General features: G+C 42.9%; 14 protein-coding genes. 5 read left to right on the top strand and 9 right to left on the bottom strand.

What is annotated here, in order from left to right; all coding sequences use genetic code 11:
- The first annotated feature begins 4 nt into the window (after positions 1-4).
- Entirely contained in the window at positions 5-1,267 is a 1,263-nt protein-coding gene (locus tag ATK78_RS14730; RefSeq protein ID WP_133576872.1) for a 6-bladed beta-propeller, read from the top strand.
- Positions 1,268-1,419: 152 nt separating this feature from the next.
- Positions 1,420-4,221: an outer membrane beta-barrel protein gene (locus ATK78_RS14725; RefSeq protein WP_133576871.1), complete on the top strand. Its 2,802-nt coding sequence runs from the start codon at positions 1,420-1,422 to the stop codon at positions 4,219-4,221.
- A gap of 63 nt (positions 4,222-4,284) precedes the next feature.
- Here the strand turns inward: ATK78_RS14725 and ATK78_RS14720 are convergent, their stop codons facing one another.
- Genes ATK78_RS14720 through hisG form a run of 9 tightly spaced genes read right to left on the bottom strand, consistent with a single transcriptional unit; the run spans position 4,285 to position 12,249 of the window.
- Positions 4,285-5,184, bottom strand: coding sequence for a WD40 repeat domain-containing protein (locus ATK78_RS14720; protein ID WP_133576870.1), 900 nt, complete (start codon positions 5,182-5,184; stop codon positions 4,285-4,287).
- A gap of 6 nt (positions 5,185-5,190) precedes the next feature.
- Positions 5,191-5,781 (bottom strand): bifunctional phosphoribosyl-AMP cyclohydrolase/phosphoribosyl-ATP diphosphatase HisIE, encoded by a 591-nt coding sequence (gene hisIE / locus ATK78_RS14715; protein ID WP_133576869.1) that lies wholly within the window; start codon positions 5,779-5,781, stop codon positions 5,191-5,193.
- Between the two features lie 4 nt (positions 5,782-5,785).
- A complete protein-coding gene (gene hisF / locus ATK78_RS14710; protein ID WP_133576868.1) occupies positions 5,786-6,541 on the bottom strand; it encodes an imidazole glycerol phosphate synthase subunit HisF in 756 nt (251 codons plus the stop codon).
- Positions 6,542-6,545: 4 nt separating this feature from the next.
- Positions 6,546-7,295: a 1-(5-phosphoribosyl)-5-[(5-phosphoribosylamino)methylideneamino]imidazole-4-carboxamide isomerase gene (hisA, locus tag ATK78_RS14705; RefSeq protein WP_133576867.1), complete on the bottom strand. Its 750-nt coding sequence runs from the start codon at positions 7,293-7,295 to the stop codon at positions 6,546-6,548.
- A gap of 1 nt (position 7,296) precedes the next feature.
- The gene (gene hisH, locus ATK78_RS14700) at positions 7,297-7,890 is read right to left on the bottom strand and encodes an imidazole glycerol phosphate synthase subunit HisH (RefSeq protein ID WP_133576866.1); all 594 of its coding nucleotides are present in this window, start codon (positions 7,888-7,890) and stop codon (positions 7,297-7,299) included.
- Positions 7,890-9,023 (bottom strand): bifunctional histidinol-phosphatase/imidazoleglycerol-phosphate dehydratase HisB, encoded by a 1,134-nt coding sequence (gene hisB, locus ATK78_RS14695; protein ID WP_133576865.1) that lies wholly within the window; start codon positions 9,021-9,023, stop codon positions 7,890-7,892. The genes hisH and hisB overlap by 1 nt, the downstream gene beginning before the upstream one ends.
- Positions 9,024-9,032: 9 nt before the next feature.
- Entirely contained in the window at positions 9,033-10,094 is a 1,062-nt protein-coding gene (hisC, locus tag ATK78_RS14690; protein ID WP_133576864.1) for a histidinol-phosphate transaminase, read from the bottom strand.
- An 8-nt stretch (positions 10,095-10,102) separates the two neighbouring features.
- The gene (hisD, locus tag ATK78_RS14685) at positions 10,103-11,395 is read right to left on the bottom strand and encodes a histidinol dehydrogenase (protein ID WP_208112380.1); all 1,293 of its coding nucleotides are present in this window, start codon (positions 11,393-11,395) and stop codon (positions 10,103-10,105) included.
- 2 nt (positions 11,396-11,397) lie between these two features.
- Positions 11,398-12,249, bottom strand: coding sequence for an ATP phosphoribosyltransferase (gene hisG, locus ATK78_RS14680; protein ID WP_133576862.1), 852 nt, complete (start codon positions 12,247-12,249; stop codon positions 11,398-11,400).
- A gap of 316 nt (positions 12,250-12,565) precedes the next feature.
- On the opposite strand from hisG, the gene ATK78_RS14675 reads away from it, so the two are divergent.
- The 3 genes from ATK78_RS14675 to ATK78_RS14665 are packed head-to-tail and all read left to right on the top strand — an operon-like array spanning position 12,566 to position 17,463.
- The gene (locus ATK78_RS14675) at positions 12,566-14,143 is read left to right on the top strand and encodes a L,D-transpeptidase family protein (RefSeq protein ID WP_243732540.1); all 1,578 of its coding nucleotides are present in this window, start codon (positions 12,566-12,568) and stop codon (positions 14,141-14,143) included.
- A 21-nt stretch (positions 14,144-14,164) separates the two neighbouring features.
- Positions 14,165-16,210, top strand: coding sequence for a BatA domain-containing protein (locus ATK78_RS14670; protein ID WP_133576861.1), 2,046 nt, complete (start codon positions 14,165-14,167; stop codon positions 16,208-16,210).
- On the top strand, positions 16,207-17,463 hold the full coding sequence (locus ATK78_RS14665; protein ID WP_133576860.1) for a dihydroorotase: 1,257 nt from the start codon (positions 16,207-16,209) through the stop codon (positions 17,461-17,463). The genes ATK78_RS14670 and ATK78_RS14665 overlap by 4 nt, the downstream gene beginning before the upstream one ends.
- The last annotated feature ends 2 nt before the right edge of the window (positions 17,464-17,465 follow it).

Raw genomic sequence — 17,465 nt, 5'->3', positions numbered from 1 at the left:
AATTATGAATTTACGCACAACAATTAAAACCATACTGTTCGCGCTATCATTTGCTGCTTCTTTAGCGGTTTATGGACAGGACGACGTGACACTTGTAAGCACCAATGTAACCAGGCTCAGGGTAGATCCTTCCAACGCAAGCGGAGGGAGTGCATCTGATATTTTTGAAGGAGCAATCTACATCCCGCTGGAAACAACAAAGGAAAGTACTTTCGGACAGATCAGTCAGCTTGAGGTAACCGACGAGTATTTTATCATCCGCGATGAAAATACGAACAGTATTCTTTTCTTTACCAAAGCAGGAAAGTTTCATGCAAAGATTCAAGGAGGCAACAGCAATTTGGATTACACCAAAAGAATCCGGGACTTTAAGGTCAACAGGTGGACAAAAGAGATCATTTTTCAGAATACCATGATGATGACCTGGTTTCATTATGATTTTAATGGTAAGAAATTAAAAGAGATTGAGATCAGGAAAGGCGAACCACATTTCTCGGATTTCGTTTTTTTGGGAGAGGATAAATTGGTTGTATCTTCCGGATACAATGATTATTTACCCGCAAATGCCAAAGACGGTCATTTTCTGGATTATGTTCAGCATTTTAAAGATACGCTGGCAACTGCGCTCTATTACAGCAAAGATATACTCCCAATAAACGATGACGTCCTAAGCCCATCAACGGGTCCGTTCTTCAATTATGGTATAGATACGGAGTTCTTCTATATCAAACCCTACAATTACAGTATTTATAAAGTTACGCCCAAAGGTGTATCAGAAGCCTACCAGTTCATTTTTCCGCTGTTTAGCGCTCTCCCTTCCGATTTTATACAGAATCCGGATTTTAAGCAAAAGCGGATTAAATACATAGAACATAATACCGATAAGATCTTTGCGTTGAGCAATTGCTACCAGATGAAAGATAATTTGATATTTAGGGCAAATACGATGAATGTAGATAATAAAGAAGAGGATTTAATCTATAACCTAAAAACAGGAACCCTGATTGCCTATAATCATATTTTAACTGACGAGAGTACCTGCTTTCTTCCGATAGGAGAAGGATACAATTTTGGTAACACCGGGCTTATGGCTTGCGATGGAAAAAGCCTGTATACTGACTTTTCCTCCCTGGAAATGTTTCAGGCCTATGAGAAGAACGCTGATAAATCCATTAAGTACAGTCCCGGTTTAACAGCATATTTTACCAAAGGCAGCAATCGGGACAATCCAGTGCTGTTACAGATCAGGTTAAAGGAGAAATTATAATTGAAACACAAACACACAAATCGATACCAGTTGACGCTCTCAACATTCTCACACTTCTCCATAAGTTTAACGTTATCAGTGCTTTCAGGGTGCTTAGTGATGTCAAAATTCTTAACCTTTTCAATGTGCTCAACGCTCTCAACGTTCTCAAAATGATTCGAAATATACTATTTAGCCTGATCTTCCTTTGTCTAAGTTTTAATGTTCAGGCACAGAAGAAAGATTCGATATACGTTGGTTTGGTGGACGGATTAGTTCGTGATTCCGTACATAACTACGTACTGAAGTCGGCAACGCTATCGATCTATAGGGCAGATAATGCACAATTATTGAGCTACCAGCTGGCCAACAACTTTGGTAAGTTTCAGTTTAAAGAACTTCCGGTAGGGATAAGATTGAGGATCACTGCGAGCTATATTGGATACCAGTCGATAAGTCAGGAATTTATTATCCCGGCTAACACGCGAAAGATCATTCTGAAGGCGATGAACTTGGAACGTGCAGAGAACAATCTGCAGGAAGTAAATATCGTGGCAGAAAGGCCGCCGGTGCGGATGAAAGGAGATACGCTGGAGTTCAATGCCGATGCGTTTAAGCTGGATACCAATGCGGTAGTAGAAGATCTGCTGCGGAAACTGCCGGGCGTAACAATTTGGAGCGACGGATTAATCACTGTAAATGGTAAAAAGATCAGCAATGTATTGGTAGATGGGAAATTATTTTTTGGAGGAGATACGAAGATCGCTACTCAAAACCTTCCAAAAAATGCTGTAGATAAGATCCAGGTGTATACCGATAAGGAAGATAAGAACGTGGTAGATCCCAACACCAATCTGAACATTGTTCTGAAGAAGGATAAGAAAGATGGGTACTTTGGAAAGATAGGGATGGGATATGGAACGGATAAGCGCTATGCCTTTGATGGGATGTTAAGTGGTTTTACTGCTAAAACGCAGCTGAGCCTGGTGGGATCACGGAACAATGTCAATAAAACGGCAAACGATGTACAAACATTAATAGGTTACAGCTCGTTTAAGGGAGAAGGGATTGAACAGGATTATCAGTCAGACTTCAGCAAGCAGGGATTAAACGAGTTTAGCTCGGGCGGAGCAACGTTTGCCCATGAGTTCAATAAGAAAACCTCACTAAAAGCAGATTATTTCTATAGCGATTCTCAAAATGAGGTACTGGATCAGGTTCAGACCCTGGTAACCCTAAATGAGAATGCGTTGCTGGTTCAGGATAAGGTTGGTACTTCAGTAAATGGGAATACAAGTCATCGTGCGTCGGCCAACTATACACACAATTACGAACAAGCCAATTTTTATATCAATTCCAGTCTGCAGGGGCAGCAACGGTACAGCCAGAATGCGCAGGTTATGGAGTCCTTAAATACGGAGACCAATGCACAAAGCAAGAACAAGTCGCAGCAGGATAATGAGGATAGGCAGACCGGGATCAACCTGTTCACAGGACTCGCAATGAAAAGATATTACGACAACGCATCGCACCACTCAAAATCGATCAACCTGGAGGTGGTTTATAAGTATGGTGGCAATAAGCGGAATTATGAAAGTACACGGATCACAGAATTTACATCAAATATCCCTGGAGAAGGCCAATACTTCAACCGGAAATATAAAACAGATGAAAATAATGCCTCACATAGCCTAAGTACGAATTTCAGTGATTTACTGGGCCTTTTAAATTCCGGGAGTCATTTTTTTACAGTCAATTTTAAGAATGAGCTAACCAGTTATGACAGCAGGGAAGAGACTTGGGTAGGAGATTTAAATACAGGCAGCCAGCAATACATCTCAAACGCAAATTTGACCAATACCAGCCATTACCGTTCACTTAATGAACGTCCGGGACTGGAATTTACCAAATCAATTACAAAAAGCTTATCCAGCAGGTACAGTAAAACCTGGAGCATGAACTTTTTTGCGCAAGCCCGGTTATTCGATCAAAAAAATAACTCAGATAAAGCATTCCAAAAGCTGGATAAATCATACGCTCATTTCATACCAGCGGCATCAATAAACTATAAAAATGATCAATATGGGCACTATTACCATAACTATAGCCTAAACTATACAACATCTGTTAGTTATCCGGGTATCTACCAGCTCGCTCCAATTGTAGATGATGCGAATGTTTATTACCTTCATTTGGGAAATCCGGTATTAAAACCAGCATATACCCATGAAGCTGTCCTGAAGTTTACACATGCAGGGGGACAAACAAAAAATTCTGAATTTATATCGGTTAATCTGACAGCAGGAATTACCAAAGATCATTTTTCTGACAGCAGTAACTACGATGCACTGGGCAGAAATGTGCATTATACCGTTAATGTTTCAGACCGGAAGTATATTGGCTATTATGGCAGCTTATACGAGGTTTACAATATTAAAGACCATCAGTTTCAGGTTAGTTACACCAGCAGCCTGAACTATGGACGCAATCCGGGATATATCAATGGAAGCGAAGTAATGACTAAAAGCTTAAATACCAATAACCAGCTGAGTTTAGGGTATAGCTTTAAAGGGCTGGTAAATACGGGACTAAGTCAGTCCCTGTTAACCTATAACCGTACACAGCAGGGCAGTTCCGATAACTCGTACAAGAACCTGGTTACCGGGATCAATGCGGGTTTAAACTGGCCAAAAAATGTATTCATCAGCAGCAACCTCAACTACAATAAAAGCATCTCGTCTTATGCAGAAGATGTGAATTTTACGATATGGAATGCAAATGTCGGCTACCGGTTTCTAAAAGGAAACAATGGAGAGGTTAAGTTTTCTGCACTTGATCTGCTGCACCAAAATACCAGCATCATCAATTATGGGGACAGCAATAGCATCACCAGGGGAACAGTCAATGTATTGCAGCAGTATTTTATGGTTTCGCTGGCCTATTATCCAAGAAAATTCGGAAGCATTAAAAAGTAATTAATTTTTCATCTCCAGAATGATGTCATCCAATTAAGGAAAATGAATTACAGTAAAGAGATCTTAAGGATTAAAAGACCAGATCATAACCAGTCTGTCATCACCGGTAGAAATTAAATACCTGCCATTGGTGCTCCAGATCAATTTATTGATGGAGTGTGAATGACCTTCCGTCTGCTTCTCCAGACTTAAGATCTTGTACAGCTTAAAATCATGGGCACCCCAAAGCTTGATTCCTTTATCCTGACTGCAGGTAGCAAAAAAAGGTTTTGTAGGATGGAACACAATGGAGTAGATGCCGAACATGTGGGCCGCAACCTGGTTGATCAGTTGATAATCCGGCAGGCTCCATACTTTGAGCTGGGCATCCCGGCTTCCGGAGATCAGGTAATCACCAGAGGGTGAATATTGAATGGCCGTAATGGGCAGGGAATGGCTCCTGAGTTCCCTGATCAGGCCGTAATCTGCAGAGCTGTAGATCCGGATCACGCCATCCTTACAACCTAAAGCTACTTCCTTTTCATCGTTGCTAACAGCAATAGCCCTAACGGTATCCGCGATTACGGGGAAACTATACAGCAAGCTGTAATCCTTTAACGACCAGATGGCTGCATTTCCATCTTCGCCCGTGCTGATCAGTTCATTCTTATAAGCAATGGATTTGATGTCAAAAACACCCTTTTTATGGAAGCTTAACGTCGCGGTGATCTTTTCCTCTACGAGATCAAATACCTGGATCAGTCCACTTCGCTGTGCAATGAAAAGCAGGTTTTCGTGTCTGTGCAGCGCATATACGGAACTCTGTACCGGCACCAGCACTTTTACGAAAGCCATGTTCTTTAATGACCATTGAACCACACCTTTATCGTTGCCGGCACTAAAGAATATTCCGTCCTCGATAGAATTAGCTAACGAATAGATCGGGTTTTGATGGCCGGTAAGCGTATGCAGGTGTTTCAGCATCTTGGTTTATTTACTGTGCCTTCCTTCCAGGTTAACCCCAATATCAGCTAAGGTTTTTCCTTTTTCCCTTAAAAGTACCAGAAGATGGAAGATCAGATCAGAACTTTCGTTGACAAAATCTACGTCCGTTTCATTTAAAGCGGCAATTACCGTTTCAACACCTTCTTCACCCACTTTTTGGGCAATTTTATTTAAGCCTTTTTTACGAAGCTTATTGACATAAGATTCTTCGGAAGGGTTCTCATAACGGTCATTAATGATCTTTTCCAGTTCAAAGATGAAGTTCTGGTTGTAGTTCGTATTGAAACAGCTTCTGGAACCCGTGTGGCAGGTTGGTCCAACTGGACTTGCCTTGATCAGGATGGTATCATGATCGCAGTCGATATGTGTTTCTTTTACAAAGAGGAAATTGCCGCTTTCTTCACCTTTGGTCCAAAGGCGGTTCTTAGACCTTGAAAAGAAGGTTACCTTTCCTTCTTCCCGGGTTTTTGTCCAGGCTTCCTGGTTCATGTAACCCAGCATCAAAACTTCCAGGGTCTGCACGTCTTGTATAATGACAGGAACTAAACCCTGTGTTTTTTCAAAATCTATATTCATGTTGTTATATCCTAACCGGAATATGGTGTTTTTTTAATTCTTCTTTTAAATAGGGGATGGGGATCTCACCAAAGTGAAAAACAGAAGCAGCAAGTGCAGCATCTACACCCGTTTGGAGGAATACTTCTGTAAAATGTTCCACCTTACCGGCACCGCCAGACGCAATTACAGGAATGTTGATCGATTTAGCGACCTTATCCAGCAGCAGGCAGTCAAACCCCTGCTTGGTACCATCATGATCCATAGAGGTCAGCAAGATCTCGCCGGCCCCTAAACCTTCGGCCTTCCGGATCCAGTTTTCTGTTTCCAGCTCTGTAATTAAACGGCCGCCATTCAGGTGAACCCAATTCTTGCCTTCAATCAATTTAGTATCTACTGCAACTACGACGAATTGAACACCGAAAGCTTTAGCAAGTTCTTCAATTAAGGCAGGGTTTCTTACCGCGGCAGAATTGATGCTGATCTTATCCGCGCCTGCGTTGAGCAGGGCTTCAGCATCGGCAACGGTAGAGATGCCTCCACCAATGGTAAATGGAATATTTAGTTGCCTGGCAACGGACTTAACCATTTCCAGGGTAGTTCCGCGTCGCTCATGCGTAGCCGTAATGTCCAGGAAAACCAGTTCATCAGCACCTTGCTGTGCGTATTGCCAGGCCAGTTCAACCGGATCACCGGCATCTTTCAGATCAACAAAATTAACCCCTTTAACCGTTCTGCCGTCCTTTACATCCAGGCAGGGAATAATGCGTTTGCTTAACATGGAATTATAGGGAGGTCATTTGCTTTAAGTTCCATTGTTTGATCTCATCAATGGTAACCCGGTTTTCGTAAATGGCTTTACCAACTACAACAGAACGGATATCCAGTTCAGCAAGATCTTCAATGTCCTTCATGGAACTGATTCCACCAGAAGCGATCAGTTTGATGAATGGAGAATGTTCCAGCAATTTTTTATACAGGTCAATGGCAGCGCCGCCTAATTTACCGTCTTTGTTGATGTCGGTACACAGGAACCTGAAAAAGCCCAGCTGCAGGCATTTATCAACATAGTCCATTAATTTAATTGGACTGCTTTCCATCCATCCGGAATATTTGATCACCTCATCCAGCACGTCAATGGCAATGACAATGCGGTTGGCATAATCGTATTTTTTACCAACTTCCGTACTCAGTTCCTGTAAAAATTCAGGATTGGTGATGGCCTGGGTACCTACAATAACGCGGTGAATACCGGCATCAAGAAGGTCCGTAACCTGTTTAATGGTACGGATCCCACCGCCGTACTGTACGCGCATATCGGTTTTTTTGATGATGTCAAACAAGGCCTGCTGATTGCTGAAATCACCCTTAGCGCCGTTTAGATCAATAATATGTATGAATTCTGTACCGTTAGACCGGTAGGTCTCTATCATTTCAGCGATGGAAACATCGTAAACTGTTTTCTGGTTATAGTCGCCTTCAACCAGGCGGACAACTTTTCCATCTAAAATATCAATTGCAGGAATTATGTACATTTTACTGTTTTAAGTTTGAAAAATTCTTTAATAAACGTTCGCCGGCGATACCGGATTTCTCCGGGTGGAATTGTACACCATAGAAATTATCTTTTTGTACAGCTGCAGAAAATGGCATTCCATAATTTGCAGTCGCGATGTCAAAAGTAGGGTTATATTCAATAAAGTACGAATGAACAAAATAAAATTGTGCATCATTTTCAACACCTTCGAATAAGGAATTGTTTTTATGCTCAATATTATTCCATCCCATGTGCGGAATTTTAATGCCCTGATCCTTATTGAAGAGTCTTGTTTTTACAGGAACAATGTTCATCAGGTTGGCGTCACCTTCTTCGGAATGTGCCGTAATCAGCTGCATGCCCACGCAAATACCGAGAACGGGTTTCTTTAAGGCTTTAATGGGCTCAACTAAACCGGTTTGTTCGAGTTTTTTCATGGCAGCCCCGGCATGGCCAACACCCGGAATGATGATGTGGGTATAGCTATCCAGTTCAGCTGCGGTATTCACCATGCCGAAGGGGATGTTTAGCCTTTCGAGTGCCGAGCAAAGTGAAAAAATATTCCCTGCCCCGTAGTTGATAATTCCAATCATTATAATACGCCTTTAGTACTTGGTAAGACTAGTTTTTCTGCATCACGTTTAATGGCCATTTTAATTGCTTTTGCAAAGGCCTTAAAGATTGCCTCAATTTTATGGTGTTCATTATCGCCTTCAGCCTTAATGTTCAGGTTGCATTTTGCGGCATCGCTGAATGATTTAAAGAAATGATAGAACATTTCAGTAGGCATATCCCCAACCATCTCACGTTTAAAGCCGGCTTCCCATACGATCCAGCTGCGTCCGCCAAAGTCTATCGCCGCCTGTGCCAGGCAGTCGTCCATCGGCAGGCAAAAGCCATAGCGTTCCAGGCCTAGCTTATTTCCAATAGCTTTAGCAAAAGCTTCGCCCAGGGCAATGCCGGTATCTTCAATGGTGTGGTGCTCATCAATGTGCAGATCGCCGCTGGTCTTTATTTTCAGGTCGATGCTGCCGTGACGGGCAATCTGGTCCAGCATGTGGTTAAAGAAGTTTAAGCCGGTATCAATATCGGCTTTTCCGGTACCATCCAGATCAATGCTGATGCTGATCTTGGTTTCATTGGTATTGCGTTCATGGGTAATTACCCGGGTTCCGGCCTTCAGCATGGTATAAATGTCTACCCAATCCTGGGTTTGCAGGGCAACCACATCGGTCAGGTTATCTGCTTTTTCAAGCAATTCGTTGGCACCAAGCAGATCATTATTGCGCAGCCAGATTGCCTTAGCGCCTAAGTTTTTAGCGAGGATCACATCGTTGATGCGGTCGCCAATAACAAAAGAGTTCTTCAGGTCATATCCTTCGGCAAAGAAATGCTGCAGTAAACCTGTATTTGGTTTCCTGGTCATTGCATTTTCATGCGCAAAGGTCTTATCGATGGTCACTTCTTTAAACACAACCCCTTCACCGGCAAAGGTATCGATCACAAAATTGTGTACCGGCCAGAAATTAATTTCAGGATGTGAGTCCGTGCCCAGCCCGTCCTGGTTGGTTACCATGATCAGTTCGTAATCCAGTTCAGCAGCTATTTTTGACAGGTAATAGATGGATTTTGGATAAAACACCAATTTCGCGAATGAGTCGATCTGCTCGTCTTCAGTTTCTTTGATGAGCGTTCCATCGCGGTCTATAAATAATACTTTTTTCATGATCCGGGTTTAAGCAGTTTGAAGTGTTTTTAGCGCTTCTAAGAGCGTTTCGTTTTCTTTGACTGTTCCTATTGTAAAGCGCAGACAGCCTTCGCACAGCGTCACCTTAGAGCGGTCTCTCGTGATGATGCCCTGTTCCACCAGTGCGTTGTAAGTTTTTAAGGCTTCATCTACCTCGACAAGAATGAAATTTGCATCCGAAGGATGAACTTTGCGTACCATTGGCAGCTGAACAAGATCCTGACTTAATTTTTCACGCTCCTCAACCGTGATCCTGATCCACTCGTTTACCTGAGCAATGTTCTCAATCGCTTTCAGTGCAATGTCCTGGGTACTTTGGTTGATGTTGTATGGCGGTTTCACTTTATTCAGGATATCGATTACCGGTCTTGCTGCAAAAGCCATACCCAAACGGAGTGCTGCGAGTCCCCATGCTTTGGAGAACGTCTGTAAAACAACCAGGTTCGGGTATTCTGTGAGTTCCTTAATGAATGTGTGTTGCTTTGCATAATTAATGTAGGCTTCATCAATGACCACAAGGCCGTTAAAATTGGCCAGTACGGTTTCAATATCAGTGCGGATAATTGAGTTTCCGGTTGGGTTATTCGGTGAGCAGATAAAGATGAGCTTGGTATGCGCATCAATTGCTTCTGCAATTTTTTCCAGATCCAGCTGAAAGCCTGGAAGCAGGTTTACCTTTCGGGCTTCCACATTGTTGATATTGGCCGAAACCTCATACATTCCATACGTAGGCGGAAGCAGGACTACATTGTCTTTTCCAGGCTCGCAAAAAGCACGAAAGAGCAGGTCGATGGCCTCATCACTGCCATTTCCAAGAAAGGTATTTTCTATCGGAACGCCTTTGATCCTGCTGATGGCATCTTTAAGATCCAGCTGAAGCGGATCCGGGTAACGGTTGTAGTTTTGATCAGACGGACCGAGCGGAGAGCCAAAGCTGTTCTCATTGGCATCCAGAAATACACTCGCTTGTCCTTTATATTCATCCCTTGCCGTTGAGTACGGGCGCAGGTTTTTAATGTTTTCTCTTTGTAGGTTGTTAATATCTATCATGAGTACGGTCAGTCTTGTGATTTTAAACGAATAGTTATGGCATTCTTGTGTGCCTGTAAACCTTCAGCTGTTGCAAGCACTTCAACGGTACTGCCGATGTTCTGCAGTCCTTGCGGAGTAATGTGCTGAAAGGTGATCTTTTTTACAAAAGAATCCAGTGACACTCCAGAGTAGGCCTTTGCATAGCCGCTGGTAGGCAAAGTATGGTTGGTTCCGGACGCATAATCGCCGGCACTTTCCGGGGTCAGGTTTCCAAGGAATACGGATCCTGCATTGGAGATCAGCGGGATCAGCTTTTGGAAATGTACTGTAGAAAGGATCAGGTGTTCAGGCGCATAGGTATTGCTGAATTCCATTCCCTGTTCCAGCGTATCTACCAGTACCGCGTATGAATTGGCGATGGCTTTTGCAGTCACCTCTTTTCTGGGCAAATCCTGGATCTGCAACGCAATCTGCTCCAGGGTCTCCGTGATGATCTGGTTTGAGGTAGCTACTAAAATGGTCTGGCTATCGGCGCCATGTTCTGCCTGGGCAAGCAGGTCGGATGCAATAAATGCAGGGTTGGCAGAATCATCTGCAAGGACTAAAACCTCAGACGGACCTGCCGGCATGTCTATTGCCGTCATGGTGGCCGCTTGGATCAGTTGTTTGGCCTGCGTTACATACCGGTTTCCAGGACCGAAGATCTTGTCTGCTTTAGGGATGGTTTCTGTACCGTAAGCCATTGCAGCAACGGCTTGTGCACCGCCAGCAAGGTAGATCTTTTCAATGCCGAGCTTTAGCGCACAATAGGCGAGGTAGCAGTTTGTTTTTCCATCTTCCTGGGGTGGTGAACAGACTATGATCTCTTTACAGCCAGCAAGTACAGCAGGGATCCCCAGCATTAAAAAGGTACTTGGAAGCACTGCAGAACCACCAGGGATGTAAAGACCAACACGCTCAATGGCACGGGTTTCGCGCCAGCAGGTTACCCCAGGCATGGTTTCTATCTTTTCTTCCCGGTTGGCTTGTGCCGCATGAAAGGTCATGATATTTTGATAGGCCGTATCAATGGCTGCCTTTGCATCCTCAGGAATGGTTTGGGCAATGCGCTCAATTTCATCCTTACCGATAAACAACTGCTGCAGGGTAACGCGGTCAAACTGTGCTGCGTAGTTCAGCAAAGCGGAATCACCTTCCACCTTAACGGTATTTACAATGGCATTTACCCGCTCCATGATACTTTGATCGTCTTCAAGCTGACGCAGGCAAAGCAACTGGATCTTTTCTGTAGGTAAATCGGTATAACGGTAGATTTTCATGATTAGGAGATGATCTTTTCAATTGGCATGACTACGATACCTTCGGCACCTGCAGCTTTAAGGCTATTGATCTTTTCCCAGAAATCGTACTCTGCAATTACGGAGTGAACGGCAACCCAGTCTTCATCAAACAATGGCACAACGGTAGGGCTTTTAACACCCGGAAGGAGGTCTACCACTTTTTTAAGATTTGTTTTTGCGACGTTAAGCACCACATATTTGGTTTCTTTAGCACGCAGTACCGAACGGATCCGCTGCAATAATTCCTGCACTTCCGGTAACAGGTCGGAGCCTTCACCGCCAATCAGTATGGCTTCAGATTTCATCACTTCAGAGAAGGGTTTCAATCCATTGCTTTTAAGCGTTCCGCCGGTAGAGACGATATCGCAGATCGCATCACTTAACCCAAGTCCGGGGCCTATTTCTACCGATCCGGAGATGGTACGGATGTCGGCATTCACCTGGTTGTCTTTTAAGTATTTCTCAAGGATCACCGGGTAAGAGGTAGCGATTGCTTTACCTTCCAGCTGGGCAACTTCAGTGATGTTGCTTTCATTTGGAATGGCTATTTTAAGGGTACATTTACCAAAGCCTAATTTTTGAAGGTAAGTTACTTCAGCACCGGCTTCAACAATTACGTTTTCGCCAACGATGCCCAGGTCGGCAATTCCATCCTGTACATATTCAGGAATATCATCATCTCTTAAGAAGAGGATTTCCAAAGGAAAGTTGGTAACGGTTGAAATTAAGGAGCTTTTGTAGTTTTCGAAAGATAAACCACAATTTTTAAGGATCTCTACTGATTTTTCGTTTAATCTACCCGATTTCTGGATAGCTATTTTGAGTGTTTTCAAAGTGCTGATTATGAATTATTGTTTTTAAAAAGGAAATAGGTCGGAAACAAGTTTTGAAGTACAAAACATTACATATACATCGCCAACAGGCGATGGTGCAAATGTAAGTGATGATTCAAAATTGTGTTCATATTATTTTATTTCCTAATCAATAATGCAAAGCATCTTAAGGTGAGGCAAATATATAAATAGAATTGTTAAATCAAAAATATATCTGGATTATCATTTTAGAACGGCACAATCAATACGTGGCATTTTATTTGACAAGTAATCAAAATAATGATTGAAATTTACCTGCTTGCCTAATCCTGCCGCCTTGAAAAAAACCATACTCATTTTTATCCCGCTGATTTTAATGCTAAGCGCTTGCGGCTGGTTTAGGGATACGCCTGAAGTAGGTGTGGTACTCGCTAAACATTTTAATAACAAGCTGTATAAAAAGTTTGACACTGCTGTATACAATACCGTATTTATTAAATACCTGGACTCGTTGTCGCCAAAGTTTTCCAATCCAAAAACACTAAGATCCTTTTATGAAGAAAAGCAGCTAAATCCGGAGCTGGTTATGAAGTTTTTTGTGAACGGCGAACTTGATACCTTAGCACAATACATCGAACGGAGTTCTGCTCATGGCTTTAATCCGGAGACATTCGGACATAAGGACTTAGCCGATCTTTTAGGTCAGTTAAAAGCCGATAAATTTAAATCTATTGATGCGGTATATCCCGTTATTGCGGGCCTGGAACTTCATGCTGCCCAATCACTGATCAAGTACCAGAATTTTATCTATTACGGCAGCTTAAATCCACGGAAACTATTTAACCGGTATTATATTGTTGTAAAAAGACCCGATAGTGCGAGCATCAATGCCGTACTCCAAACATCCCGTCTTGCAGATCTTTTGAAAGAGATCCAACCGAGATCTTCGGCCTATCTTTCCCTTCAAAATGAACTTTTTAAATATAGCCAGGCAAGCAGCAGAGATGAACAAGCCATTAAGACGATCCTGGTAAACATGGAACGCCGGAGATGGAAAACCCCTGAGCTCGGAGATGAGTATGTTGAGGTGAATATTCCCGATTTCTCCTTAACCTGGTTTAAGAAGCAAGATACACTGAGCCACATGAAGGTCTGTGTAGGCGGAAAAAGAGAAGATGGCTATTCCGATAAAATTAAGCAATTCCTCAAATCCGGTAAACTGGAAGATAAACCAAAGAATCACGAAACCCCAATGCTGTACAGCAAGCTGAATTCTATACAGGTAAATCCAATCTGGAACATTCCGGTAAGCATTGCCCGCAGTGAGATTTATTATCAGGCCTTAAAAGACCCATATTACCTTTCTAACAGCAACATTAAAGTATACTATAAGGGCAAGGTGGTTGATGATCCGGATACCATTCAATGGAATAAGTATTCAAGGGAAAGATTACCATTTCAATTTAAACAGGGATCGGGTGGGGGTAATGCCCTTGGAAAGTTCAAGTTTATATTTGATAATGGTTCGAGCATCTACCTGCATGATACCAATAATAAAACGGCATTTAATTATACCAACCGTGCCATTAGCCATGGTTGTGTGCGTGTAGAACGGCCCTTGGAATTTGCAGAAACGCTGGTAAAAGACAAATATGAGTACGATCAGCTGCGCATGGAAGTGAATTTGCCGCCAATTGATACGAATAAAATGGCTTTATATAAAAAGAAATTGGCTAAAAAAGCAGATACCGTAAATATCTTCCAATTGAAACCGAAATGGTTTGGCGTTAAAAAGCCCGTTCCGCTGATTATAAATTACATTACGGCATGGTCACAAAATGGAACGATGCAATTCAGACCAGATGTTTATAGTTTAGATGAAACTTTATGGAATGCAATGAGGAAGTTCATGTAAAAGTTATAACTTTGGTTTTTAATGAATTTTCTATATCCAGGTTTCCTTTTTGCACTGCTGGCAATAGCCATTCCTATTGTAATCCATCTGTTTAATTTCAGGAAATTTAAGAAGATCTATTTCAGTAATGTCCAGTTCCTGAAGGAAGCTAAAGAACAAAATTCATCCAGGGAAAAGCTTAAGCACCTGTTAATTCTGATGTGCCGCATTCTGGCCGTTGCCTTTTTAGTGTTCGCTTTTGCAAGGCCCTTTATCAAATCGAGTTCAACGAATAGTCCCGCAGACCGCAGTGTAATCAGCATCTATATCGATAATTCGTATAGTATGGAGACGGTAAATAAGGAAGGCAGTCTTTTAGATGAAGCGAAACGTAAAGCAAGGGAAATTGTAAAGACCTATAACCTTAACGACCAGTTTCAGCTGCTTACCAATGATTTTGAGGGTAAACACCAGCGATTGGTTAACCAGGATGAGTTCATTCAGCTGCTTGATGAGATTAAGATCTCTCCGGCAGGCAGGAGCTTAGCACAAATTATAAACAGGCAACAGGCAGAATATGCAGCCAATACCAATCACATTGCTTACCTCTTGTCAGATTTTCAGAAAGGCTTTGCAGGTACTGAACCGCTGAGATCAAATCCGGGGGTTAGCGTAAACTTCATCAAATTAAATGCAAATAACCTGCCCAATATCGCAGTAGATAGTGTGTGGAGCTTATCACCGGTTCATCAGCCCGGCCAGGCTGAACAAATTGTTGTACGCTTAAAAAACTATGGTGAAGAAGATGCCGCTGAAATCCCGGTTAAGTTAACCATTGATCAGCAGCAAAAGGCAATTGGTAATGTTGCAGTTAAAGCCGGGGCTTCTGTTCTGGATACCTTATCCTTTAGCGGCTTAAAGGCCGGCTGGCAAAAGGGTAAGGTTGGCATCAAAGATTTTCCGCTTACGTTTGATGATGAACTGAACTTCAGCTTCCGTGTTAACAAAGAACTGAAGGTTCTGAGCATCAATGGCGATGCCTCCGAAAAGTTTATCCGTTCATTGTTTTCTTCAGACCCATATTTTAAACTGACTGAGACACCGGAATCAAATATCCGGTATTCTACATTCTCTGAATACAGCCTGATTGTGTTAAACGGACTAAAAAACCCATCGTCTGGTTTGGCCCAGCAGCTTAAAGGATACGTACAAAATGGCGGTTCTGTTGTTGTTTTTCCTGACCTTGATGCCGGTGCAGCTGTTTATACCCCCTTTTTAACAGCCATGGCCCTGCCGCCTGTACAGCAACTGGTTACGGGTGCTCCAATTTCCAGCACCATTGATCTTAAAAATCCGGTTTTTAAAGATGTATTTGACCAGGTTCCCCGCAATATGGATCTTCCGGTAGTTAACCGGTATTTCAGTTATGGGGATCAAAACAGCAGCCTGAAAGAAAGCATTTTACAATTGCCATTGGGAAGGTCCCTGTTTGCAAAATATAATTTAGGAGCAGGGCAGGTTTACCTGTCGGCCGCTTCATTAACCATAGCAGATGGCAATTTGCCGCGGCACCCGGTATTTGTGCCGCTGATGTATAAAGTTGCCTTTGCAAGTGTGAGGGAGCAGCCCTTGTTCTATACCATTGGCTTAAACAATTTACTGGAAAGTCCTAAGATCGACTTGCTGGCCAACCAGTCCCTGAAACTGGTAACGGATCAGTTTGAAGTGATTCCGGAAGTAAGGCAAACGCCTGGAAAGACCCTGCTCTATATTGCAGACCAGGTAAAGAAAGCCGGATTTTACGAACTCAGGAAAGCGGATTCTACACTGGCCGTTATGGCTTTTAACGATAACCGGACGGAGTCTGATATGCATTATGCTTCTGAGCCAGAACTGACCAGCCTGTTTGGTAAACAAAAGGTGTCGGTTTACAACTCTAAACGAGATGCGTTATCACTCAATATCCAGGCAAAAAACAGCAGCACTGAACTATGGAAACTTTGTCTGATCTTGGTTCTTGTTTTTTTAGTGCTTGAAATACTACTGATCAGATTTTTTAATAACCCAAAAAACATACAAACAGCATGAACCTTCTCATCACGGGCGTAACCATTGCCGATCCCAACAGCCAGTTCAACCAACAGAATTGTGATGTCAGAGTAGAACAGGGAACGATAACTGCAATAGGTAATTTAAAAGCACTGGAATCTGAAACCGTTTTTGATGGTTCCGGATCTGTCCTTTCTCCGGGTTTCTTTGACCTGAACTGTTCTATCGGAGATCCTGGTTTTGAAACCAAAGAAGACATTTCAACGGCTACCAATGCAGCTAAGGCCGGTGGCTTTACAGGTCTGGCCGTTTTACCGAATACAAAACCAGTGATACATTCTAAGGCTGAAGTGGAATACATTGTCAACCGGGCTAAATACAACCTGGTTGATGTGCTGCCAATTGGAGCAATTAGCCATGATCTTGAAGGTAAGGAGATGGCCGAGCTGTTCGATATGCAGCAAGCCGGTGCCATCGCTTTTTCTGATGGTGGTAAAGCCATTGCCGACGATGGCTTTATGAGCCGGGCGCTTCAGTATGTTAAGGGTTTTAATGGTTTACTGATGGTTTATCCTGAAAATAAATCCATAGCAGGCAAGTCACAGGTCAATGAGAGTAAAACCAGTGTGCTGCTTGGTATGAAAGGTTTACCTGCCCTCGCTGAGGAAATGCAGATCAGCCGCGATATTTTCCTTGCTGCTTATCACAATGCCCCGGTCCACATCAGTAACATCTCTACTGCCGGTGCTGTGGCCCTGATTAAAAAGGCGAAGAAGGACGGTGTTAAGGTGAGCTGTGATGTTGCTGCCCACCACCTGGTATTTACGGAAGAGCTGCTGAATGATTTTGACAGCAATTATAAAGTTAAACCGCCGCTTCGTGCAAAGTCTGATGTAAAGGCACTGATTGCCGGTTTAAAGGAGGGTACAATTGATGCGGTTGGTTCGCAGCACCGTCCGCATGAAATTGAGTTTAAGGATGTAGAGTTCGAGATTGCCTCTTATGGGATCACTGCACTGCAAACCGTATTGCCGCTGCTGATCAGAGCCGGACTGGATGCGGGTTTGATTGCCGAGAAACTTGCTGTTAACCCACGTAAGTTACTCGGACTTGCCATTCCGGTGATTGAAGAAGGTGCGTTGGCAAACTTTACGGTGTACCATCCTGCTGAAGAATGGCTGTATAACAAAGCCAGCAACTTTTCAAAATCAGCAAATTCACCGCTACTGAATAAAAAGTTAACCGGTAAGGTTAAGCTGGTTTATAACAATAAACAACTACAAAAATTTTAAAA

Source organism: Pedobacter metabolipauper, assembly GCF_004362715.1.
In the GTDB taxonomy this organism is placed as follows: Bacteria; Bacteroidota; Bacteroidia; order Sphingobacteriales; family Sphingobacteriaceae; genus Pedobacter; species Pedobacter metabolipauper.
Note: the sequence above shows the minus strand (reverse complement) of the source record. Positions and strands in the feature narration are given on the sequence as shown.